The sequence below is a fragment of the Sphingomonas sp. UV9 genome (genome assembly GCF_004101245.1).
GTDB lineage: Bacteria > Pseudomonadota > Alphaproteobacteria > Sphingomonadales > Sphingomonadaceae > Sphingomonas.
Genome location: NZ_SCIN01000003.1, coordinates 892,709 through 914,055, shown reverse-complemented (window position 1 = coordinate 914,055; position 21,347 = coordinate 892,709). Strand labels below are relative to the sequence as shown.

Sequence of the window (21,347 nt, the reverse complement as noted above, 5' to 3'; positions counted from 1 at the left end):
CGCGTTGCTCCCCTATGCGATGCCGGCTTTGCGCGCCGTCCAGATCCAGGCGGCGGCGGGGAAATCCACCGCGTCGCCGATGCGGTGACGCTCGCAGACCTGGGTGAGACGCGCAACGTGCATGTCGCGTTCCTCAGGCGCGGCGTCGCGGATCAGCGAGGCGGCGGGGCCGATGCGGCGGAAATAGTCGACCGCGTCGGCCACGGGGTCGGCGCCCTGGCCGGCGCGGTAGGCGAAGTCGATGCGCTGGGGTTCGGTCGTGTGCCAGCCGGCGGCGTCGAGGACCTCGGCGACGTGGGGCGGATTGGAGAAGGCGAACGGGCCTGGAGTCGTGGATTCGGGTGCGGCGGTGTCGCCTCCCGTCGCGCCGACGATCTCCGTGGCCCAGACATTGGCAGCGCGTTCGGCGAAGCAGGAGAAGACGAGCGCGGCGCCGGGGGATGCTGCGTTAGCGAGGATCGTGAAGGCCACGGCTGGATCGGCGAAGAACATGACTCCGTGGCGGGACGCGTAGAGATCGACGGGCGCGTGCTCGGGTGCGACGGCGGTGATGTCGGCACAGCGGAAGCTGGCGTTGGGCTGGGCTTCGGTGCGATGTCTGGCGGTTGCGATCAGGCTGGGCGAGAGGTCGATGCCGGTGATCTGCGCGCCCGGCAGCGCTTGCGCGGTGGCGATCGAGGTCGCGCCGGCGCCGCAGCCTATGTCGATGATCGTGCGGGTTTCGGACGGCGCGGCGGCGAGGATCGCGGCGTTGAGATGGGGAGCCAACGCCGCGAAGCTGCGGTCGGTTCGGCGCCATTCCTGCGCCCAGACGTCGCCAATCTTGCCAGTCCAGTCGTGAGCGGTGGTCATGGGCGGGGGCCGTTTCCTGGTTTGGTTTGTGGCTTTGCGCTTAAGTAGTGGGGAGTGAAGTGCAGGAAGTGCAGACGCTGGGAGGGATCTTTTGTGGAGAGCTTTGCGGGGTGAGTCGGCGGCTTGGTGGTGGATCGCTTACCGACATCATCGTAATTGTTTCCCCGCGTTAGGCGGGGATCCAGACTGGGAGTGCTGGGTCGGATCGTCCCCCGGACGATCCTCGCGCATGCGGGGCATGCGCGAACCAGCGCTCGCCTTCGCGGAAGAACAAGGAGGCGGATACTACCGTATTGTAGAAGCCACCACCCCGGCGGAGGCCGGGGTCCAGTTGGGAGCCGATCGTAACGCAAGATCGCATTCCGTCACTGCAACCTTTCCAACTGGGCCCCGGCCTCCGCCGGGGTGAAGCGTTGGCGCGGTGCGGATCGAGCCGATGCGGTGCAAAGCCGATGCCGATGCCGATGCCACCATACACCATCCGCCGCGTGCCCTCACCCTCCCATAGCCAAGGCGATAGGCCTCTCCCTCTCGCCCGAGGGAGAGGGTTTCGACGTTACGCGTCGTCTTCGGCGTCGGGGCCGGCCATCATTTCCTCGGCGACCTTGTCGGTGCGCGCGCGGATCTGCTTTTCGAGGCGGTCGGCGGTTTCGGGGTTGTCCTTGAGGAAGGTCTTCGAGTTTTCGCGACCCTGGCCCAAGCGGACGCTGTCGTAGCTGAACCACGCGCCGGACTTTTCGACGAGCCCGGCCTTCACGCCGAGATCGAGGATCTCGCCGAGCTTGGAGACGCCCTGCCCGTACATGATGTCGAACTCGACCTGCTTGAACGGCGGTGCGACCTTGTTCTTGACGACCTTCACGCGGGTCTGGTTGCCCGTGACCTCTTCGCCGGCCTTGATCGCGCCGATGCGGCGGATGTCGAGGCGTACCGAGGCGTAGAATTTCAGCGCGTTGCCGCCCGTCGTCGTCTCGGGGTTGCCGTACATGACGCCGATCTTCATGCGGAGCTGGTTGATGAAGATCACCATGCAGCGCGAACGGCTGATCGAGCCGGTGAGCTTGCGCAGCGACTGCGACATGAGACGCGCCTGGAGGCCGACATGGCTGTCGCCCATCTCGCCTTCGATTTCCGCACGCGGCACGAGCGCCGCGACGGAGTCGACCACGAGCACGTCGATCGCGTTCGAGCGGACCAGCGTGTCGACGATTTCAAGCGCCTGCTCGCCGGTGTCGGGCTGCGACACGATCAGCTCGTCGATGTTGACGCCCAGCTTCTTGGCATAGACCGGGTCGAGCGCGTGCTCGGCATCGACGAACGCCGCGGTGCCGCCGCCTTTCTGCGCTTCGGCGATCACGTGCAATGCGAGCGTGGTCTTGCCCGAGCTTTCCGGGCCGTAGATCTCGATCACGCGACCGCGCGGCAGGCCGCCGACGCCGAGTGCGATGTCGAGCCCGAGCGAGCCGGTCGAGATGACCTCGACCTGCATCGTCTCCTTCGAGCCGAGGCGCATCGCCGAGCCCTTGCCGAACGCGCGGTCGATCTGCGCGAGCGCGGCGTCGAGCGCCTTCTGGCGGTCGTTGGTTGCGGTTGCCATGCCGGTGTCGATCACTTTCAGATTAGCGGCCATTGATAAGCTCCCATCGCTAAAGCAAGCGCGCGTGCCATTCAACGCGTCTGACGCCCTGTATCCTTTTTGTTCTTGCGGAACAAGTGCGGAACATCGAGTTTGGGTCAAAAAGATTCGGCGATTTGGCGGGGACGGAGGCGCTCACCTTCGCCGTCATGCCGGGCTCGTTCCGGCATCCACCTGTCCGCATAGTTCGAGGCGGCGGGTTCGCGGGTCGGTGGATCCCGGAACGAGTCCGGGATGACGGAGTGGGTTGGGCACCGTTTGGTCGATATCCGCCCGGTCTTGTCCGGGGGCTGGCGTATTCGGGGGCGGGTTCGATCAGGCGAGCGTCGTTGCGAGCGTCCACCAGCCTCGGGCTTGCGCGGCGCGCGCGGCGGCGTCTCGGGCTTGCGGCGTTTCGAACAGGGCGAAGCAGGTGGCGCCGGAGCCGGACATTCTCGACAGCAGGACGCCTGTGGCCGCGTCTAGGAGGTGGCGGACTTCGGCGATGACGGGGGCCAGCGCGAGCGCGGGGGGTTCGAGGTCGTTGCGGCCGGCGACCGCGCGGGCGAGCAGGTCGCCTTCGGGGATCGGGCCTCGGTCCTGGCCGTCCCAGGCCTTGAAGACGGCGGCTGTGGAGACGGCTACGTTGGGATTTACGAGCAGGAGGGGCGTGCCGGCCAGGCCTTCGAGGTTGGTGAGCGTGTCGCCTTTGCCGGTGCCTAGCGTGGTCCGGTTGGCGAGGCAGGCGGGGACGTCTGCGCCGAGCTTTGCGGCGATGTGGTGGAGGCGGGGGTCGGTGGAGGGGATCGCGTGGAGGCGGGCTAGTGCGCGCAGGGTTGCGGCGGCGTCGGCCGAGCCTCCGCCTATGCCCGAGGCGATCGGGAGGCGCTTCTCCAGGGTTATGGCGTGGTGAGTGTTCGGGGCGAACTCGGTCGTGAACGCGTCGGCGGCGGCGGTGACGAGGTTGCCGCTCCATTCTGCCTCCCCGGCGTAGGCCGGGGTCCAGTTGGGTGAACGTTTCGCGTCTTCACGGGCCGTTCCCAATTGGGCCCCGGCCTCCGCCGGGGGGGTGGTGAGGGTTCGGGTTGGGAGGAGCGCGGCGGCGAAGGGGCCGGTTATTGTGAAGCTGTTCTCGGGGGCCGTCTCGACCGTAACCGTGTCGCCCTCGGTGGCGAAGGCGAACAGGGTTTCGAGATCGTGATAGCCGTCGGCGCGGCGGCGGCGGACGTGGAGGGCCAGGTTGATCTTTGCGGGGGCGGGTTCGGTGATGCGCATGAGATCTCGGGTTTTGGGGTGGGGACCGGGAGTCCGTTGTGTGGCGGGGCTTAGTCAATAATCACCCGTCATCCCAGCGGACGCTGGGATCTCATCGTTTGGCGGGCGGCGCGTGCCTCGGGGGAGACCCCAGCTTTCGCTGGGGTGACGGGTGGTTCGCCGGAGTGACGGATGTTGGTGGAGGGGCCCCTTCCCTCTCCCCTGCAGGGAGAGCGTGGTAGGGTCAGCGTTTGGCTTTTGGGGGAAGGCCGTTCGCGACCTTGGCGGTGATGCGGGCGGTTTCGCTCGCATCGGCGGTGAGGAGTGCGGCGCGCCAGGCGTAGCGGGCTTCGTAGTGGCGGCCGACGGACCAGTAGGCGTCGCCGAGATGGTCGCCGATCTCGGCGTTGGTGGGCTCGCCCTCGGCGGCGCGTTCGAGCAGCGGGAGCGCGCGGGCGGTGTCGCCCGACAGATGATACGCCCAGCCGAGCGAGTCGGTGACCGACGCGTTCTTGGGGTCGAGGCTGCTGGCGCGTTCGAGGAGGCGGATCGAGGCGGGGATGTCGTCGCCATGCTCGACCTGCGCGAAGCCGAGGTAATTGAGCGCGAGCGGCTGCGCGGGGCCGCGTGCGACGGCTTTTTCGAGCGCATCGCGCGCTTCGGGCCAGCGCCCCGCCTGGTCGAGCGCGCCGCCATATTGCAGCCAAGCGCCCCAGGTGCCGCCGGCCTTGCTATCCGCGTCGATGATGCGCCGGTAATAGCTTGCGGCCTCGGCGGCGTTGCCGGTGTTCACAAGCAGATCGGCATAGCGTTGCCAGTCGGCGGCGTCCGCGCCCGGCTGGTCGACGCGGTTCTTGGCGGCGGCGAGCGCTTCGCCGTCGCGGTCGGCGTTGGCGAGGATGTCGATCCGTTTGGCGGCGGCGGCGATCGCGAACGGGCTCTTCGGGCCGATCTGGTCGAGCACGACGAGCGCACGATCGACCAGAGTGTTGCGGGCCAGCGCGTCGGCGAGGAGGATGCGGGCGCGGTCGTAGCTGGGGTCGGCGCGCAGCGAGGCTTGGGTGAGCGCGATCGACAGCGGCGACGGATTGCCAAGCGCGAGGTCGCTGGCGAGGTGCGCGAGCAGGCGCGAGACACCGATCGCGAGCGACTGTCTGGCCGGAGCCTTGGCAATCAGGTCGCGGGTTTCGGTGGCGAAGCGGTTGGCGACCGGGTCCTTCGCGGCGGTGGCGAGCGACGGCGCGGGATCGCGGCCTTCGCTGTGCGCGACCCAGGCGTAGAGCGACGGTGCGAGCACCACCAACGGCCCGGTGGCGAGCGTGACGATCGCGGCGCTGGCGGCCTTCGCGTCATTGGACCGCGCGGCATCGGCGAGCGGGATAAGCGCGGCATCGGCGGGGGCAACACCGGCCTTGGCCAGCACTGCGGCGGCGCGGGTGGCGAGCGGCATGTCGCCCGCCTCGAGCGCCTCGCGATAGGCGCGGATCGCGACGACCGGATCGTCGGGCGAGGCCGCCAGCACCTCGGCATAGCTGGCGGCGGCGAGATCCGGCCGGCCGGCGGCGTCGGCGGCGCGGGCCTTCAGATAGGCGGAGAGATCACCCGTCCCGGCCGTAGCAGGAGCCGCCAGGACGAGACCGAGTGCGAAGAATACTGGCTTACATGTTGGGATAATTGGGGCCTCCGCCGCCCTCGGGTACGACCCAGTTGATGTTCTGGGTGGGGTCCTTGATGTCGCAGGTCTTGCAGTGGACGCAATTCTGCGCGTTGATGACGAACTTGGGGTCGCCGGTGTCTTCGCCGACGACCTCGTAAACGCCGGCCGGACAATAGCGTTGCGCGGGCTCGTCGTACATCGGCAGGTTGTAGGCGATCGGCACCGCCGGATCCTTGAGCGTCAGGTGGACCGGCTGGTCCTCCTCGTGGTTGGTGTTCGAGACGAACACCGACGAGAGACGATCGAAGGTCAGCACGCCGTCGGGCTTCGGGTAGACGATCGGCTTGACGAGATCCTTGCGCCACAGGCTCTCGTGATCGGGATGGTGGTGCATCGTGAAGGGCACCTTGATCCCCAGATGCTCGAGCCACATCGTCACGCCGGCAAGCCCCGAACCGACCAGGTCGCCGAACTTCTTGACCAACGGCACGACGTTGCGGACGACCGACAGCTCCTTCTTGACCCAGCTCTTCTCGAACGCCGCGGGATAGGCGGCGAGCTCGTCATGGCCGCGCTGCGAGACGATCGCCTCGACCGCGGCCTCGGCGGCCATCATGCCGGACTTCATCGCGGTGTGCGTACCCTTGATCCGCGGCACGTTGAGGAAGCCGGCGCTGTCGCCGATCAGCGCCGCGCCGGGCATGACGAGCTTGGGGATCGACTGCAGCCCGCCATCGCTGATCGCGCGCGCGCCGTAGCTGACTCGCTTGGCGCCCTTGAGGAGCGCGGCGATCTCGGGATGCGTCTTCCAGCGCTGCATCTCGTGGAACGGCGAGAGGTGCGGGTTGGTGTAGTTCAGCCACGTGACGAAGCCGATCGAGACCTGCCCGTTCGCCTGGTGATAGATCCAGCCGCCGCCGTTCGAGCCGTCGGTTTCGGTCAGCGGCCAGCCCTGCGTGTGGATCACGCGGCCGGGCGAATGCAGCGCGGGATCGATGTCCCACAGCTCCTTGATGCCGAGGCCGTAGACCTGCGGATCGCTGTCCTTGGCGAGGTCGAACGTCCGGATCAGTTCCTTGGTCAGGTGACCGCGGCAGCCTTCGGAGAAGAACGTGTACTTCGCGTGGAGTTCGAGGCCGGGGGTGTAGTCGCCCTTGTGCGTGCCATCGCGCGCGACGCCCATGTCGCCGGTCGCGACGCCCATCACCGAGCCGTCGTCGTTGAACAGGATCTCGGCCGCTGCAAAGCCCGGGAAGATCTCGACGCCGAGCTCCTCCGCCTTGCCCGCGAGCCAGCGGCACAGATTGCCGAGCGAGCCCGTGTAGGTGCCCTTGTTGTGCATGAACGACGGCGTGACGAAGTGCGGCATCTCGCTCTTCTTCGTCTTGCTGAGGATCCAGTGATGGTTCTCGGTCACCGGCACTTCGGCCAGCGGGCAGCCGTCCTCGCGCCAGTCGGGCAGCAGTTCGTCGAGGCTTTTCGGATCGATGACCGCGCCCGACAGGATGTGCGCGCCGACTTCGGAGCCCTTTTCGAGTACGCAGACGCTGATTTCGGCGTCCTTCTCGGCCGCCAATTGTTTGAGACGGATCGCTGCCGACAGACCGGCCGGGCCCGCGCCGACGATCACCACGTCATAGGGCATCGATTCACGTGTCGTCATCATCGTCTCCCGGGGGTCTCCCCTATTTGCCCCACTTCCCGAACGTTACGTTCGTTCGGGCTCGGGCGGACACCGTCTTGGCTAATATGGCGATTGCGCGAGTTGACCGCCACGTCAACCGTGCAGCATAGGTTACCCGATGGGGGCGGACCAAACCATCGATTGGCGAAATGCCGCCGCCAGCGCGCTCGACTGGTGGCACGAGGCTGGCGTCGACACGTTGGTCGACGACGTCCCGCGCGACTGGTTCGCGGCGCCCGAGCCGCTCGTCATACCCCAGACCGCGCCTGCTACACCCGTCGCTGCGCCGTCCGTCATGCCGCTTACGCTCGCCGATTTCCTCAACTGGCGGACCGGGGCGCAGGTTCCGGAAGCCGACTGGAGCGGGGTTTCGCTGACCGCGATCGGGCCGGCTGACGCTACGGTCATGGTGCTTGTCGATTGCCCTGACCGCGACGACGGCGACGCCGGCGCCCTCCTCAGCGGCGCATCGGGGCGGTTGCTCGACAAGATGCTCGGGGCGATCGGCCTGACACGCGACGAGGTTCACCTCGCGGCGGTCTGTGCGAAGCGCCCGACGGCGGGGCGGATCCAGCGCGAGGTCGAGGAGCGACTTGCGGAAATCGCCAAGCATCACATCGGTTTGGTCGCGCCGAAGCGGTTGCTGCTGCTCGGCAATGCGGCGAGCCGTGCGATCCTCGGGACGGAATTACAGGCTGCGCGCGGGCGTTTACATGGGTTTAACCATAAGACCGCACAAACAGGGGTCGGTGACGCGTCGCACATGACGAACGTGGTCGCGAGCTTTCATCCGCGGTTTCTGATCGAGAAGCCAGCGGCCAAGGCCGAGGCCTGGAAGGATTTGCAGATGCTGATGCGCGAACAGATGTCGCAAGAGGGCGTGAGATGATTCGGATTCGGTCTGTATCGCGGGCGGCGATCGCTCTGGGGCTCAGCGCCCTCCCCTTGCCGGCGCTGGCGGCGACCGTCGCTGGCGAGCCGGCCGCCGATGCGCGGGTCGGGACGCCGCAACTGGTCGGCGCACCGACGTTGGAGCAGATCCCCGACCAGCTCGATGCGGGCCAGCGCGAGGCCTATAAGACGGTGTTCGCCGCGATACGCGACGGCAAGTGGACCGACGCACAGATCCAGCTCGACACGATGAAGCCCGGCCCGTTGCACGCGATCGCACGCGCCGAGCTCTATACCGCGAAGGGCTCGCCCCGGATCGAGATGGAGCCGCTCGTCGCGTTGCTCAACGAAGCGCCCGAACTGCCCGAGGCCGAACAGATTTCCCGGCTGGCCAAGGTGCGCGGGGCGGTCGATCTGCCTCCCCTGCCCGCCGCACAACGGCTGATCTGGCAGGACGGCGCGCCGCGTCGCATCCGCGCCAAGAGCCTGCAGGGCGACATGATCGCTGCCGATCTCGCTCTCAAGATGCAGCCTTACGTCAAGGCGGACATGGGCCGCGAGGCGCAGTCGTTGCTCGAAAGCACCCCCGGGCTCACCCCCGACGCGCTCACCGAGTGGCAGCAGAAGATCGCGTGGATCTATTTCCTGCAGGGCGACGACATAAACGCGCGCGTGATGGCCGCGAAGGCGCAGGACGGCGTCGGCGACTGGGCCGTGCAGGGCCGCTGGGTCGGCGCGCTGGCGGCATGGCGGCAGAATGATTGCGCGAATGCGGAGACCGGGTTCGAGGGCGTTGCTGCACGGGCCGGCGACGTCGATCTCCGCGCGGCGGCGCTGTACTGGGCGTCGCGCGCCGACATGGTGTGCTCGCGCCCCGACAAGATCGAGGGTCGGCTGAAGGCCGCGGCGCAGTTCGGCGAGAGTTTCTACGGCCAGCTTGCGCGCCAGCAACTGGCGATGAAGGACAAGGGAACGTCGGTCGGTGGCCTCGTCGCCAGCGACTGGAAGGTCGTCGGCAAGCGCCCCAACGTGCGCGTCGCGGCGGCGCTGGTCGAGGTCGGCGAGACCGATCTGGCCGACACCGTCATCCGCCAGCAGGCCAAGATCGGCGATCCGCGCGAGTTCGCCAACCTGGTCCGCGTCGCCGAGGCGCTGAGCCTGCCAGCGACCACCGTGTGGCTCGCGCATAACTGCCCACAGGGTGTGACGTCGACCGCCGAGGCGCGCTATCCGACGCCGAACTGGACGCCGGACAGCGGCTGGCACATCGACAAGGCGCTGGTCTACGCGCACACGCTCGAGGAATCGCGGTTCCGCAACACCGTGAAGAGCCCGGCCGGCGCGTATGGTCTGATGCAGATCATGCCCGCCGCCGCGACCGACTTCGCGCGCGAGCGTGGCACCTCGATCGACGTGAAAGCGCTGACCAAGCCCAGCACCAACATGGATGTCGGCCAGCGTCATCTGGAGCGGCTGCGCGACATGGCGGGCGTCACCGGCGGGCTGCTGCCCAAGGTGATCGCAGCCTATAATGCGGGGCCGCGTCCGGTCGGCGATTGGAATGCGATCGTCCGCGATAACGGCGATCCGCTGCTCTATATCGAGAGCATCCCGTATTGGGAGACGCGCGGCTATGTGACCACCGTGCTGCGCAATTACTGGATGTACGAGGCACAGGGCGGCAAGAAAGCGTCGGTCAGCCGTAATGCGCTGGCGCAGGGCATGTGGCCGCGCTTCCCGGGCCTGCCGGGTGCGACGGCGGTGCGGATGAATGCGCGGCCGAACGCGCGGGCAAGCGCCAGCACGGTTGCGGTGAACGCCAGCGTCGGCCCGCAGTCCGCCACCATCACGCGGGCGGACTGAGTTTCATGGCGATCGACGAGAGCCGGACGTTCCTGCCGATACGGATCGCCGTGCTGACGGTGTCGGACACGCGGGGACTGGCCGAGGATCGCTCGGGCGATACGCTGGTCGCGCGACTGAGCGAGGCTGGCCATGTGCTTGCCGATCGCCGGATCGAGAAGGACGACGTCGAGACGATCGTCGCGCGGCTCCACGCCTGGATCGACGATCCCGAGGTCGATTGCATCATCACCACCGGCGGCACGGGCGTCACCGGCCGCGATGTTACCCCCGAGGCGGTCGAACAGGTCGCCGAGAAGATGATCCCCGGTTTCGGCGAGCTCTTCCGCATGCTCAGCTACCAGACGATCGGGACGTCGACGGTGCAGTCCCGCGCCTGCGCGTGCGTGTCGAAGGGCACCTACATCTTCGCGCTGCCCGGCTCGACCGGCGCGGTGAAGGACGGCTGGGACGGCATCCTGCGCGACCAGCTCGACAGCCGCCATCGGCCCTGCAACTTCGTCGAGCTCATGCCGCGGTTGCTGGAGCGCTAGGCTGCGGGCTTCCTGAAGGGCCGTATCACCGTTGCGGTTCTCGCAACCCGTGCATCCAGCCTTGCACCTTCCGACGCAAACGACGGTGCTGAGATACGCTGCCAAGATGCATGAATACTGCTTCGATGACCCGGCCACGAAACGATCGCGGATCGGTCGGACGATATCGCCATCGTCCCGACCGAACCGCCACCGCGTCAGGCCAGCGCGGATCCACCACGCGCGGCGTGGATCAGATCGACGAGCTGCTTGTTGATCGACGCGCCATGAAGGTGAAGATGCACCGCGTCATATCCTTCACGCCGCAACCGCTGACGCAGCGCATTGACCGACTCGCACTCGCCCGAGCGTGCCAGTTCGAAAGCCCGTTCCACCGTGGTGATCTGTCCCGTCATTCCCTTGCCCTACGCGCTATCGTCACACGCTGCGAGAGCTGATTCGTACCACGAGCAAGTCGCTAATAAGCGGTCATTATTTATATAATATAGATCAGTTTTTGGTGGCCTAACTCGCATGGCTCGCCGATTTATTGTTCTATATCTGTTCTCATTTTACGCCTATCATCGGCCTATGAAGACCGCACGACCAGTTCGCGGAGCGACGCGCAACGACGAGAGTCGGCGGTTCAACCTGCCGCAGACCGAGGCGGACGGCGACTGGCTCGACATGCGCGAAGGGATCGACGGCATCGCGCCGAAGCTGCGCACGACCGTCACCGTCGAGACGCCGCGCACGATCATCAGCCGCAACGCCTCGCCCGACATACCGTTCGACCGCTCGATCAACCCGTATCGGGGGTGCGAGCATGGCTGCATCTATTGCTTCGCACGGCCGAGCCATGCGTTTCACGACCTGTCGCCGGGGCTCGATTTCGAGAGCAAGCTGTTCGCCAAGCCGTCCGCGGGGGCGCTGTTGCGAGCGGAGCTCGGCAAGCCCGGCTATGTCTGCGCGCCGATGGCATTGGGGACGAACACCGATCCGTACCAGCCGATCGAGAGCGACTGGCGGATCACGCGCGGGATCATCGAGGTGCTGGCCGAGACCGATCATCCGCTGACGATCACCACCAAGTCGGACCGCGTCGTGCGCGATCTCGACCTGCTCGCACCGATGGCGGCGAAGGGTCTGGCGGCGGTGGCGATGTCGATCACCTCGCTGGATCCGAAGATCGCCTCGACCGTAGAACCGCGCGCGCCGCACCCCGAGCGCAGGCTGGCGGCAGTGCGGAAACTCGCCGATGCTGGCGTGCCGGTCTACGTCTCGATCGCGCCGGTGATCCCGGCGATTACCGACCACGAGATCGAGCATCTGATCGCGCGAGCGGCGGAGGCTGGCGCGAGCCGGGCGTTCTTCATCCCGGTGCGGTTGCCGCACGAGGTGGCACCGCTGTTCCGCGCGTGGCTGGACGAACACTTCCCGGACCGCGCGGGGAAGGTGATGGCGACGATCGCGTCGCTGCGCGGGGGACGCGACAACGACCCGAATTTCTTCACCCGGATGAAGGGCCAAGGGCCTTGGGCGGACCTGCTGGGGACGCGGTTCCGGATCGCGTGTGCGAAGCATGGGCTGAACCAGAAACGGATCGCGCTGCGGAACGACCTGTTCCGCCCGCCGCGGGGGCCGCAGGGGGAGTTGTTTTAAAGGTTGTGACAGGCCCCGGGGTGACGATACTCGCGCAAGCCACCCCTGATGTTAGACCGGCCTTCTGCCTTCCCTTTCGAGGCGGCGTGAAAGTCTGGGAGTCCGCGCGCTCGAGATCCGGGATACCCACGCACTTCGCCCCTCACCACCCAAGATCTGGGCGCGTCGTCGTTACGCAGGATCTTCGGGTTGCCAGAGTTCGATCGGGTTGCCTTCAGGATCATGGATGCGGGCGAAGCGGCCGAAACCGGGCATGTCCCATTCCGGATTGGTTATCACCGCAATGCCGGCCGCGCTGAGGGTCCCGATCAGACCATCAAGGTCGTCGACGCGGAGGTTGAGCATCCATGGGCGATCCGCGGAGAAATAGTCGGCATCGACCGCGAACGGTGCAAAGACGCTTGGTCCTGCCTGCGTTTCCCACGATCCATACGGCACCGACCCGACGCCGAGATGCGCGACATACCATGCGCGAATAGCCTCCGGGTCCTTCGCCCGGAAGAAGAAGCCGCCGATCCCCGTCACGCCCATGCCTGCCCCCGTCAAGAGTCGTACCGCCTATAGCCAATGCGGCGGTACAGCACGGAGACCTCCGCGCAGCCGATAGACCGGTCCGTTTCGGTTGCTTCGCGGCATGGGGAGTCAGGAATGCGCGTCGTATCGACCGCTCGTTACGCTACCTAGCGAGGCCTGGAAGAGACGCCGGCCGCGGCCGATCGGCGCGCCTAATAGGCGCGACCGATCAGGATGCGTTCCACTGCGGGGTCACCGGTGAAGATGCACGCACCGTCGTCGCACCCGGTCTGGCCCATCGGTGCGTTGCGGATGGTGAGCTTCAGAGCCTTCAACCGCGTCACGACCGCGTCAAGCGCTGCCCCTGTCGGCTTCGACCAGCGGACATCGACCCAGCCCGGGTTCTTCACGCTCTCCGCGAAATGCGCCTCGAGCGCGGCGAAATCGGCGACCGGCACGATGTTCGCCTTCAACCGGTTCATCGATTCGACGTGGAGCGACGCCTGGACGTCGTGCAGCATCCCCGCCACGTCGCCGACGAACGCGTCGCGCGGCGTGGCGACGCTGTCGAGCTTGCCGTCCTCGCGGTAGAGGCGGTCGCGGCGGATCACGGTGACGTTGCCGCCGGCCATGTCGCGGCCACCGACCTCGATCACGATCGGCGCGCCCTTCTTGACCCAGCCCCAGCGCTTGGTCGCGGTCTTGGCAGGCTTGAGGTCGAGCAGCACGCGGACCGGCTCGCCGAGCGCGGACTGTTTGGCGAGGTCGGCCTGGAGCGCCTTGCAATAGTCGACGATCGCCGCGTCCTCGGGGACGTCGCGCAGCATCGGCACGATCACGACCTGCCACGGGGCGATCATCGGCGGCACGCGCAGGCCGTCGTCGTCGCCGTGGACCATGATGACCGCGCCGATCATCCGCGTAGACACGCCCCAGCTGGTGGTGTTGCAGAACTCGAACTCGCCGCCCGCATTCTGGAAGCGGATGTTCTGCGCGGTCGCGAAATTGGTGCCGAGGAAGTGCGAGGTGCCGGCTTGCAGCGCCTTGCCGTCCTGCATCATCGCCTCGATCGAATAGGTCGCGACGGCGCCGGGGAAGCGCTCGTTCTCCGGCTTCTCACCGGCGATCACGTGGAGCCCGAGGCACTCCTCGGCGAAGTCGCGATAGACTTCGAGCATCTTGAGCGTCTCGTCGCGCGCTTCTTGCGGCGTCGAATGCGCGGTGTGGCCCTCCTGCCAGAGGAATTCGCTGGTGCGCAGGAACATGCGCGTGCGCATTTCCCAGCGGACGACGTTGGCCCACTGGTTGATCAGCACGGGCAGGTCGCGCCACGACTGGACCCAGCGCGCAAACGCGGCGCCGATGACCATCTCGGACGTGGGGCGGACGACGAGCGGCTCCTCGAGCTTGGCCTCGGGATCGGGGATCAGGCGGCCGTATCCGTCGGCCTTCAGCCGGTGGTGCGTGACCACCGCCATTTCCTTGGCGAACCCGTCGACGTGTTCGGCCTCCTTCTCGAAATAGGAGAGCGGGATGAAGAGCGGGAAATAGCAATTCTCGTGGCCGGTGGCCTTGATCCGGTCGTCGAGCAGGCGCTGGATGCGCTCCCAGATGCCGTAGCCCCACGGGCGGATGACCATGCAGCCGCGGACGCCGGATTCCTCGGCGAGATCGGCCTCGGAGATGACGGCCTGGTACCAGGCGGAAAAATCCGCCTCGCGGGTGACGGGGAGTGCGCGCTTTATCATGCGGTGCGGATAGCGGGTGTGCGTGGGTTCGTCACCTGTGAGTTGGTTGCCTCCAACGTCGGCCCTTCCCTACGCCCTTTATCCGTTCCGTACCCTGCCCCACACCCATACCCAGCCCCCACACCCGTCATCCCAGCGAAAGCTGGGATCTGTCGCGGTGAGCGCGGGACGTTCCCCATGGAGATCCCAGCTTTCGCTGGGATGACGGAGTTTGGTGACATCGCAGCTTTCTCTGGGCAACGGGCATGGGGCGGGATGACGGGTTTGGGGTGGGCTGACAGGGTTGGGTTGCGTAGGAGCGACGCGTGACCACCGACCGCATCCTTCCCGCCATCGGCATGCGGCTGCTGTCCGTCGTGATCTTTGCGCTGATGAACACCGCGATCAAGCTGGCCGAGCGGCACGGTGCGAGCGTGTCGGAGATCCTGTTCTTCCGCCAGTTCGGTGCGTGCCTGCTGGTGTCGGGCGTCATCGTCGCGGGGCCGGGATTGCCTTCGATCGCGACCAAGCGCCTGCCTGCGCATATCGTTCGCGCGGTTGTCGGGCTGTCGGCGATGGCGTTCACCTTCAACGGGATCGTCGCGCTGCCGCTCGCCGAGGCGACGACCATCGGCTTCACGGTGCCGGTGTTCGCGACGATTCTCGGGGCGCTCATCCTGCGCGAGCCGACCGGCTGGCATCGCTGGGCGGCGGTGGCGACGGGGTTCGCGGGCGTGCTGATCGTCGCACAGCCCGGCGGCGAGCATTTCCCCTTGTGGGGCGCCGGCTGCGCGCTGGCGGGCGCGTTCGGGACGGCGAGCGTGTCGATTTTGCTGCGCCAGATCGGCAAGACCGAAAGCGCGCTGACGACGGTGTTCTGGTTCTCGGCGCTGTCGCTGATCCCGCTGTCGGTGCTCTACGCGCGGGCGGCGCAATCGCATGATCTGGTGGCCTGGATCTGCCTGGCGAGCGTCGGGATCTTCGGCGGCCTGGCGCAGATCGCGATGACGACCTCGCTGCGGCTCGGGCCGGTGTCGGTGGTGGTGCCGATGGATTATTCGAGCCTGTTATGGGCGACGCTGCTCGGCTGGCTGGTGTTCGACACGCTGCCGGCGGAAGCGACGTGGGTGGGCGCACCGATCATCGTGGCGAGCGGGCTGTATATCGTCTGGCGCGAGCATGTCCGGCGGCGCGAGGATACCGACCGGGTGATTGCGTGACGGCGGTGCGACGTTCAATCCTCCCCCGCCAGGGGGAGGTGTCGCCGAAGGTGACGGAGGGGGAGGATACGAAACAGCGGTTACCCCTTACCTCCCCCTCCGTCTGGCAAACGCCAGCCACCTCCCCCTGGCGGGGGAGGATCGTTACCGTAGCGGCGCGCTATCCAACCCGCGCCGTCTCCAGCAGCCGCTTCGCGCGCAGGTACATCTCGATGCGTTGCGTGGTGAACAGGCCGAGCCCGAGCGCGACGAGCACGTCGGTGACCGCGAACGCGTCGAGGTGCAGCGCTTGGCCATCGCCGATCACCGCGCGAGCGCCGGTGCGGACCGCGACGATGGCGACCAGGAACAGCACCGCCGCCGGCGACGAGGCGATGTTGAGCGCGTGGCTGTCGGGATCGACGGTGATCCGCATCATCTTGCCGCGCTGCCAGCCGAGCGCCGCGCCCATCACCAGGGCTATCGCGCAGAACAGCCAGGCGAGGCCCTGTGGCGGGTACATCATGACCATGTAGAGCGCGGCCGCGGCATAGATCGCGGGAAACACCCAGAGGCGTTCGAGCTTGAGCGGCTTGACCACGCTCATCCGGCGCCAGCGCACCGCGAATACCACCGCGATGATGACGGCCGTGATTCCGTAGCTGATCCAGCCCTGTGCGTCTTGCGCCTGCATGTCTCTTGGCCCCCACCCTGTCGGGGCGGAGGCTAGAGCGGTTGCGGTTCGCTCGGCAATCTGTTTTCCTGCGTTCGCAGGAGAACGGTTACTCCGCCGCTTCAGCCAGCGGCGCCGGCTCCTTCCACACCAGCACGGGCTTGCGCGCCGCGAGCGTCTCGTCGAGGCGCGCGCGGGGCGCGAAATGCGGCGCGGTCTTGAGGCTGGGGTCGCCAGCCTTCGCACGCTCGGCGACCGAGCGGAGCGCGGCGATGAACTGGTCGAGCGCGGCTTTCGACTCGGTCTCGGTCGGTTCGACCAGCATCGCGCCGTGGACGACGAGCGGGAAGTACATCGTCATCGGGTGGAAGCCCTCGTCGATCAGGCCCTTCGCGATGTCGATCGTCGAGAAGCCAGCGGCGAGGCCGGAATCCGAGAACAACGCCTCGTGCATGCACGGACCCGACGGACCGAACGGCGCGTCGAGCGTGTCGTCGAGGCTGCGCAGGATGTAGTTCGCGTTGAGCACCGCATCCTCGGACACCTGCCGCAGGCCGTCCGCGCCGTGGCTGAGGATGTAGGTCAGCGCGCGCGTGAACATGCCCATCTGGCCGTGGAACGCGACCATCCGGCCAAAGCTGCCGGCGTGATGCTCGCCCGCGGTTTCCTCCTCAACCAGGACGAAAGTGTCGCCCTGTTTTTCGACGAACGGAAGTGGCGCGTACGGCGTGAGTGCCGCCGAGAACACCACCGGCCCGGAACCCGGACCGCCGCCGCCATGCGGGGTCGAGAAGGTCTTGTGCAGGTTGATGTGCATCGCGTCGATGCCGAGGTCGCCCGGACGGACGCGCCCGACGATCGCGTTGAAGTTGGCACCGTCGCAATAGACATAGCCGCCCGCCGCATGCACCGCGTCCGAAATCTCGCGCATGTCGCGCTCGAACAGGCCGCAGGTGTTGGGGTTGGTGATCATCACGCCGGCGACGTCGGGGCCGAGCCGGGCCTTCAGCGCAGCGGTGTCGACGCGGCCTTCGGCGGTGGCCGGGATATCCTCGACGCTATAGCCCGCGAACGCCGCGGTCGCGGGGTTGGTGCCGTGCGCGCTCTCGGGGACGAGGATGATCTTGCGATGCCCTTCACCCTTGGCTTCCAGCGCGGCGCGGATCGCGAGGACGCCGCACAGCTCGCCGTGCGCGCCGGCCTTCGGGCTCATCGCGACCGAGGTCATGCCGGTGAGCGTGACGAGCCAGTGCGCGAGCTGGTGGATCACCTCGAGCGCGCCCTGCACGGTATCGACCGGCTGGAGCGGGTGGACATCGGCGAACCCGGGCAGCCGCGCCATCTTCTCGTTGAGGCGCGGGTTGTGCTTCATCGTGCAACTGCCGAGCGGGAAGAAGCCGAGGTCGATGCCGTAATTCTGGCGCGACAGGCGCGTGTAGTGGCGGACGGTTTCGGGCTCGGACAGACCGGGCAGACCGATCGGTGCCTTGCGCGTCAGGGTGCCGAGCATGTCATGCGCGACATCGCCTTCGCCGAAATCGACACCCGTCGTCTTCGCGTCGCCGATCTCGAAGATCAGCGCCTCTTCCAACATCAACGCCTTGTTGCCGGTGACGCTGGCGGAGACGCCGCCGGTATTCGCTTCGGGCGACGTCGGACGCCATCCGCTCTGGTTGATGCTCATGCCAGTATCTCCCCAAGGACGGTGGACAGTGCGGTGGCGAAGGTTTCGACGTCTTCCGCGGTGGTCGTCTCGGTCACGGCAACGACCAGGCCGTTGGCCAGCGCATCCTTGCCCGGATAGAGCCGACCGAGCGATACGCCCGCCAGGATGCCGCGATCGGCCAGCGTGCGCACGACCGGGCGTGCCTCGACCGGCAGCTTCAGCGTGAATTCGTTGAAGAAGTGCGTGTTGAGCAGTTCGACCCCCGGGATTTCCGCGAGCCGCCGCGCCGCATGGACCGCACCCGCGTGGTTCACCCCTGCGAGCCGACGCAGACCCGCTTCGCCGAGCAGCGTCATGTGGATCGAGAAGGCCAGCGCGCACAGGCCGGAGTTGGTGCAGATGTTCGACGTCGCCTTCTCGCGGCGGATATGCTGCTCGCGCGTCGACAGCGTCAGCACGAAACCGCGACGGCCATCGGCGTCGACGGTTTCGCCGCATAGGCGGCCGGGCATCTGGCGGACGTACTTATCCTTGCAGCCGAACAGGCCGACATACGGTCCGCCGAACTGGAGGCCGACGCCGAGCGACTGCCCCTCGCCGACGACGATGTCCGCGTCCATCTCGCCAGGCGAGGTGATCGCGCCTAGCGCGACGGGCTCGGTGACGACCGCGATCAGCAGGGCCTTCTTGGCGTGGCACGCGTCCGCGAGCGGGCGGAGGTCGCCGATCCGGCCGAGGATGTCGGGATATTGGACGACCACGCACGACGTATCGTCGTCGATCTTCGCGATCAGCCGGTCGAGGTCCATCTCCGGCACCAGCCGCGGATCGGTGGTGTCGAGCACGTCGCCGGTGAACTTGGCCATCGTCTGCGACACCGAGACGTAATGCGGGTGGAGCCCGGCCGACAGGATCGCCTTGCCGCGCTTGGTGATTCGACGCGCCATCACGATCGCCTCCCAGCACGCGGTCGAGCCGTCGTACATCGAGGCGTTGGCGACGTCGGTGCCGAGCAGCCGCGCGACCTGCGTCTGGAACTCGAACAGCATCTGCAGCGTGCCCTGCGCGATTTCCGGCTGGTATGGCGTGTAGGCGGTCAGGAACTCGCCGCGCTGGATCAGGTGATCGACCGACGCGGGGACGTGATGCTTGTACGCACCGCAGCCGAGGAAGAACGGGGCTTCGCCCGCGGTGAGATTTTTCTTCGCGAGCGCCGACATGTGGCGTTCGACCGCCATTTCGGAGGCGTGCATCGGCAGGTCGTGGACCGGGCCGTCGAGGCGCGCGGCTTCGGGGACATCGACGAACAGGTCGTCGATCGTTGCGGCGCCGATGACGGAAAGCATCGCCTGGCGGTCGGGCTGGGTCAGGGGAAGGTAGCGCATGACGTTCCTTTAGAACGTCACCCCAGGAAGGCACCCATCAAAGTATTACTTTGATGGGTGCCTCCGGAAGCTGGGGTCTCAAACCGCGGGAGAGACGCTGGTGTCGGCCCCGTGGAGGGAGATCCCAGCTTTCGCTGGGATGACGGTTTATTGTGGGATCAGAGTCCTTCGACGAAGGTCGCGTAGGCGGCTTCGTCCATCAGGCCGTCGAGTTCGCTCGGATCGCTGAGCGTCAGCTTGAAGAACCAGCCGGCCGCTTCCGCGTCCGAGTTCACCAGGCTCGAATCGTCGGTGAGCGCGGCGTTGCCCTCGATGACGGTGCCCGAGACCGGCGAGTAGACGTCCGACGCGGCCTTGACCGATTCGACGACCGCGGCTTCGTCGCCCTTGCTCAGCGTCTTGCCGGCTTCGGGGACTTCGACGAACACGACGTCGCCGAGCTGGCTCTGCGCGTATTCGGAAATACCGACGGTGCCGACGTCACCGTCGACATCGACCCATTCATGATCCTGCGTGAAAAAACGGCTCATATCACTTGGCTCCTGCGCGGACGTAGCGGTGGGGAATGAAGGGCATCGCGGTGACGGTGGCGGTATGGACCTTGCCGCGCTGCGCGATTTCGATGCGGGTGCCGGGCGCGGCGAGCGCGAGCGGCACATAGGCCATCGCGATCGGCTTCCCGAGCGTCGGCGCGAAGCCCCCGCTGGTCAGGCGACCGATCGTCGCGCCGGTGTCGTCGATCACCTCGGCGCCTTCGCGCGCGGGCTGGCGCCCCTCGACGATCAGGCCGACGCGCTTGGTGGCCGGGCCATGCTCGCGCTCGGTGAGGATGCGCTCGGCGCCGGGGAAATCGGCGGCCTCGCGGCGGCGCTTCGACAGCGCGAAGCCGAGATCGGCCATCATCGGCGTGATCTCGGGATCGAGGTCGTGGCCATAAAGCGGCAGACCGGCTTCGAGACGCAACGAGTCGCGTGCGCCGAGGCCGATCGGCTTGATCTCGGGAAGCGCCAGCAGCGCATCGGCGAACGCAACGGCATGCTCGGCGGGGATCGAAATCTCGAGGCCGTCCTCGCCGGTATAGCCCGAGCGGCTGATCCACACGCCCACGTCGTTCCAGTGGAACGCGCCCGCGGTCATGAAGACGAGGCCGTCGACACCGGGAACGATCCGCGCGACCGCAGCGACCGCCCTGGGCCCCTGCACCGCGAGCAGCGCCTGGTCCTCGAGGATGTTGATCGTGACGTCGTCGGGCAGATGCTCGATCAGGTAGCTGACATCGTCATATTTGGTCGCGCCGTTGACGACCACGTAGAAGCTGCCGCTCGCGGTCGGCGACGGGTGGAGCGGATCGTACGCCTCGGGCTCGATATCGGACGCCGAAAAGGGCGACGGCTGGTCGTCGGGCAGGCGCGTGGCCATCAGGTCGTCGAGGATGCCGCCGTCCTGCGCGAGCAGCAGCGAATAGCGCATCTTGCCCTCGCCAAGCCCGGCGATGTCGCCCGGCAGCACGGTCTCGAGCGCCTGCGCGACGCCCTCACCCGAGAAGACGAGCTGGCCCATATGGCTGACGTCGAACAGGCCCGCAGAGTCGCGCGTCCAGGTGTGCTCGGCCATGATGCCTTCATACTGGATCGGCATCTCGTAGCCGGCGAACTCGACCATCCGCGCGCCCTGTCCGCGGTGCCACGCGTCGAGCGGCAGGGGCAGGATCTCGGGCTCGACGTAATCGTCGGCCTGATCGATGATGCTGGCGTAATCGCGCAGTTCGGGGTCGCTCATGCTGGTCTCCGTCGAAGGGGCGCGCGGCACCCGGTGGTGCTGCGATCCGAACCCCCTCTGTCACGGGACCTGAGAGCTTTCGCGGCGGACTTGTCCAGCGCTTACCCCTTCGGTGGCCCTCGACTTACGTCAGGACGCTTTCCAGAGTGTCGATCAGCCTCGCGCGGTCTCTGGTGCCTGAGAGATTCCGGGGTGGTTGCTCCTTCGGCGGTTCCATCAGCCCTCAAAGGACCGGAAACGCTCTCCCGCGCGGTGCCATGCCGGTTGCCCGACATCGACGCCGCAAGCTGTGACGCGGCGCACAATCTTAGTCAATCGAGCGTTTGGGATTCGATGAGAAACCACTCGTGCTATCCAGAAAGATGCACCACCCCGGCGAAGGCCGGGGCCCAATTGGGAAACAGTGGTAACGGAG

Annotated in this window: 18 protein-coding genes and 1 riboswitch; of the genes, 5 read left to right on the top strand and 13 right to left on the bottom strand. The window is 67.0% G+C overall.

Annotated elements, in window-relative coordinates; all coding sequences use genetic code 11:
- Positions 1-12 precede the first annotated feature (12 nt).
- The 5 genes from EQZ23_RS16515 to EQZ23_RS16495 form a co-directional block, all read right to left on the bottom strand.
- Complete coding sequence (locus EQZ23_RS16515) at positions 13-852, bottom strand: class I SAM-dependent methyltransferase (RefSeq protein WP_128455474.1); 840 nt, start codon at positions 850-852, stop codon at positions 13-15.
- 556 nt (positions 853-1,408) lie between these two features.
- On the bottom strand, positions 1,409-2,482 hold the full coding sequence (gene recA / locus EQZ23_RS16510; RefSeq protein ID WP_128455473.1) for a recombinase RecA: 1,074 nt from the start codon (positions 2,480-2,482) through the stop codon (positions 1,409-1,411).
- Positions 2,483-2,803: 321 nt separating this feature from the next.
- Positions 2,804-3,742: a 4-(cytidine 5'-diphospho)-2-C-methyl-D-erythritol kinase gene (locus EQZ23_RS16505; RefSeq protein ID WP_240663626.1), complete on the bottom strand. Its 939-nt coding sequence runs from the start codon at positions 3,740-3,742 to the stop codon at positions 2,804-2,806.
- A gap of 223 nt (positions 3,743-3,965) precedes the next feature.
- On the bottom strand, positions 3,966-5,243 hold the full coding sequence (locus EQZ23_RS16500; protein WP_240663625.1) for a tetratricopeptide repeat protein: 1,278 nt from the start codon (positions 5,241-5,243) through the stop codon (positions 3,966-3,968).
- 136 nt (positions 5,244-5,379) lie between these two features.
- Positions 5,380-7,041 (bottom strand): electron transfer flavoprotein-ubiquinone oxidoreductase, encoded by a 1,662-nt coding sequence (locus tag EQZ23_RS16495; RefSeq protein WP_128455471.1) that lies wholly within the window; start codon positions 7,039-7,041, stop codon positions 5,380-5,382.
- A 139-nt stretch (positions 7,042-7,180) separates the two neighbouring features.
- Between EQZ23_RS16495 and EQZ23_RS16490 the strand changes: the two genes are divergently transcribed.
- Genes EQZ23_RS16490 through moaB form a run of 3 tightly spaced genes read left to right on the top strand, consistent with a single transcriptional unit; the run spans position 7,181 to position 10,349 of the window.
- Positions 7,181-7,951, top strand: coding sequence for a uracil-DNA glycosylase (locus tag EQZ23_RS16490; protein ID WP_128455470.1), 771 nt, complete (start codon positions 7,181-7,183; stop codon positions 7,949-7,951).
- Entirely contained in the window at positions 7,948-9,816 is a 1,869-nt protein-coding gene (locus tag EQZ23_RS16485; protein ID WP_128455469.1) for a lytic transglycosylase domain-containing protein, read from the top strand. Before EQZ23_RS16490 ends, EQZ23_RS16485 begins: the two co-directional genes overlap by 4 nt.
- 5 nt (positions 9,817-9,821) lie before the next feature.
- Positions 9,822-10,349, top strand: a complete 528-nt coding sequence (moaB, locus tag EQZ23_RS16480) for a molybdenum cofactor biosynthesis protein B (RefSeq protein ID WP_128455468.1) — start codon at positions 9,822-9,824, stop codon at positions 10,347-10,349.
- Between the two features lie 197 nt (positions 10,350-10,546).
- Here moaB and EQZ23_RS16475 read toward each other — a convergent pair whose 3' ends face one another.
- Positions 10,547-10,744 (bottom strand): hypothetical protein, encoded by a 198-nt coding sequence (locus EQZ23_RS16475; protein WP_082445022.1) that lies wholly within the window; start codon positions 10,742-10,744, stop codon positions 10,547-10,549.
- Between the two features lie 175 nt (positions 10,745-10,919).
- On the opposite strand from EQZ23_RS16475, the gene EQZ23_RS16470 reads away from it, so the two are divergent.
- On the top strand, positions 10,920-11,990 hold the full coding sequence (locus EQZ23_RS16470) for a PA0069 family radical SAM protein (protein ID WP_128455467.1): 1,071 nt from the start codon (positions 10,920-10,922) through the stop codon (positions 11,988-11,990).
- Positions 11,991-12,161: 171 nt separating this feature from the next.
- On the opposite strand, the gene EQZ23_RS16465 is transcribed toward EQZ23_RS16470, so the two are convergent.
- The gene (locus EQZ23_RS16465) at positions 12,162-12,521 is read right to left on the bottom strand and encodes a VOC family protein (RefSeq protein ID WP_128455647.1); all 360 of its coding nucleotides are present in this window, start codon (positions 12,519-12,521) and stop codon (positions 12,162-12,164) included.
- Positions 12,522-12,715: 194 nt separating this feature from the next.
- Positions 12,716-14,251, bottom strand: a complete 1,536-nt coding sequence (locus tag EQZ23_RS16460; protein ID WP_128455466.1) for an aminoacyl--tRNA ligase-related protein — start codon at positions 14,249-14,251, stop codon at positions 12,716-12,718.
- 338 nt (positions 14,252-14,589) lie between these two features.
- Between EQZ23_RS16460 and EQZ23_RS16455 the strand changes: the two genes are divergently transcribed.
- A complete protein-coding gene (locus tag EQZ23_RS16455) occupies positions 14,590-15,450 on the top strand; it encodes a DMT family transporter (protein WP_128455646.1) in 861 nt (286 codons plus the stop codon).
- 160 nt (positions 15,451-15,610) lie between these two features.
- On the opposite strand, the gene EQZ23_RS16450 is transcribed toward EQZ23_RS16455, so the two are convergent.
- The 5 genes from EQZ23_RS16450 to gcvT form a co-directional block, all read right to left on the bottom strand.
- A complete protein-coding gene (locus EQZ23_RS16450; protein ID WP_128455465.1) occupies positions 15,611-16,123 on the bottom strand; it encodes a CcdC protein domain-containing protein in 513 nt (170 codons plus the stop codon).
- 88 nt (positions 16,124-16,211) lie between these two features.
- Positions 16,212-17,786, bottom strand: coding sequence for an aminomethyl-transferring glycine dehydrogenase subunit GcvPB (gcvPB, locus tag EQZ23_RS16445; protein WP_128455464.1), 1,575 nt, complete (start codon positions 17,784-17,786; stop codon positions 16,212-16,214).
- A complete protein-coding gene (gene gcvPA, locus EQZ23_RS16440) occupies positions 17,783-19,153 on the bottom strand; it encodes an aminomethyl-transferring glycine dehydrogenase subunit GcvPA (protein WP_128455463.1) in 1,371 nt (456 codons plus the stop codon). Before gcvPA ends, gcvPB begins: the two co-directional genes overlap by 4 nt.
- Positions 19,154-19,311: 158 nt before the next feature.
- Positions 19,312-19,683, bottom strand: coding sequence for a glycine cleavage system protein GcvH (gene gcvH, locus EQZ23_RS16435; RefSeq protein ID WP_128455462.1), 372 nt, complete (start codon positions 19,681-19,683; stop codon positions 19,312-19,314).
- 1 nt (position 19,684) lies between these two features.
- Positions 19,685-20,932, bottom strand: a complete 1,248-nt coding sequence (gene gcvT, locus EQZ23_RS16430) for a glycine cleavage system aminomethyltransferase GcvT (RefSeq protein ID WP_128455461.1) — start codon at positions 20,930-20,932, stop codon at positions 19,685-19,687.
- A 154-nt stretch (positions 20,933-21,086) separates the two neighbouring features.
- Positions 21,087-21,190, bottom strand: a riboswitch (glycine riboswitch).
- Positions 21,191-21,347 lie beyond the last annotated feature (157 nt).

Coding starts and splice junctions, on each gene's coding strand:
- recA (WP_128455473.1), bottom strand. CDS start 2,482: ATGGCCGCTAATCTGAAAGTGATCGACACCGGCATGGCAACCGCAACC.
- moaB (WP_128455468.1), top strand. CDS start 9,822: ATGGCGATCGACGAGAGCCGGACGTTCCTGCCGATACGGATCGCCGTG.
- EQZ23_RS16470 (WP_128455467.1), top strand. CDS start 10,920: ATGAAGACCGCACGACCAGTTCGCGGAGCGACGCGCAACGACGAGAGT.
- EQZ23_RS16495 (WP_128455471.1), bottom strand. CDS start 7,041: ATGACGACACGTGAATCGATGCCCTATGACGTGGTGATCGTCGGCGCG.
- gcvPA (WP_128455463.1), bottom strand. CDS start 19,153: ATGCGCTACCTTCCCCTGACCCAGCCCGACCGCCAGGCGATGCTTTCC.
- gcvH (WP_128455462.1), bottom strand. CDS start 19,683: ATGAGCCGTTTTTTCACGCAGGATCATGAATGGGTCGATGTCGACGGT.
- EQZ23_RS16490 (WP_128455470.1), top strand. CDS start 7,181: ATGGGGGCGGACCAAACCATCGATTGGCGAAATGCCGCCGCCAGCGCG.
- gcvPB (WP_128455464.1), bottom strand. CDS start 17,786: ATGAGCATCAACCAGAGCGGATGGCGTCCGACGTCGCCCGAAGCGAAT.
- EQZ23_RS16485 (WP_128455469.1), top strand. CDS start 7,948: ATGATTCGGATTCGGTCTGTATCGCGGGCGGCGATCGCTCTGGGGCTC.
- EQZ23_RS16475 (WP_082445022.1), bottom strand. CDS start 10,744: ATGACGGGACAGATCACCACGGTGGAACGGGCTTTCGAACTGGCACGC.
- gcvT (WP_128455461.1), bottom strand. CDS start 20,932: ATGAGCGACCCCGAACTGCGCGATTACGCCAGCATCATCGATCAGGCC.
- EQZ23_RS16455 (WP_128455646.1), top strand. CDS start 14,590: ATGCGGCTGCTGTCCGTCGTGATCTTTGCGCTGATGAACACCGCGATC.
- EQZ23_RS16465 (WP_128455647.1), bottom strand. CDS start 12,521: ATGGGCGTGACGGGGATCGGCGGCTTCTTCTTCCGGGCGAAGGACCCG.
- EQZ23_RS16505 (WP_240663626.1), bottom strand. CDS start 3,742: ATGCGCATCACCGAACCCGCCCCCGCAAAGATCAACCTGGCCCTCCAC.
- EQZ23_RS16450 (WP_128455465.1), bottom strand. CDS start 16,123: ATGCAGGCGCAAGACGCACAGGGCTGGATCAGCTACGGAATCACGGCC.
- EQZ23_RS16515 (WP_128455474.1), bottom strand. CDS start 852: ATGACCACCGCTCACGACTGGACTGGCAAGATTGGCGACGTCTGGGCG.
- EQZ23_RS16460 (WP_128455466.1), bottom strand. CDS start 14,251: ATGATAAAGCGCGCACTCCCCGTCACCCGCGAGGCGGATTTTTCCGCC.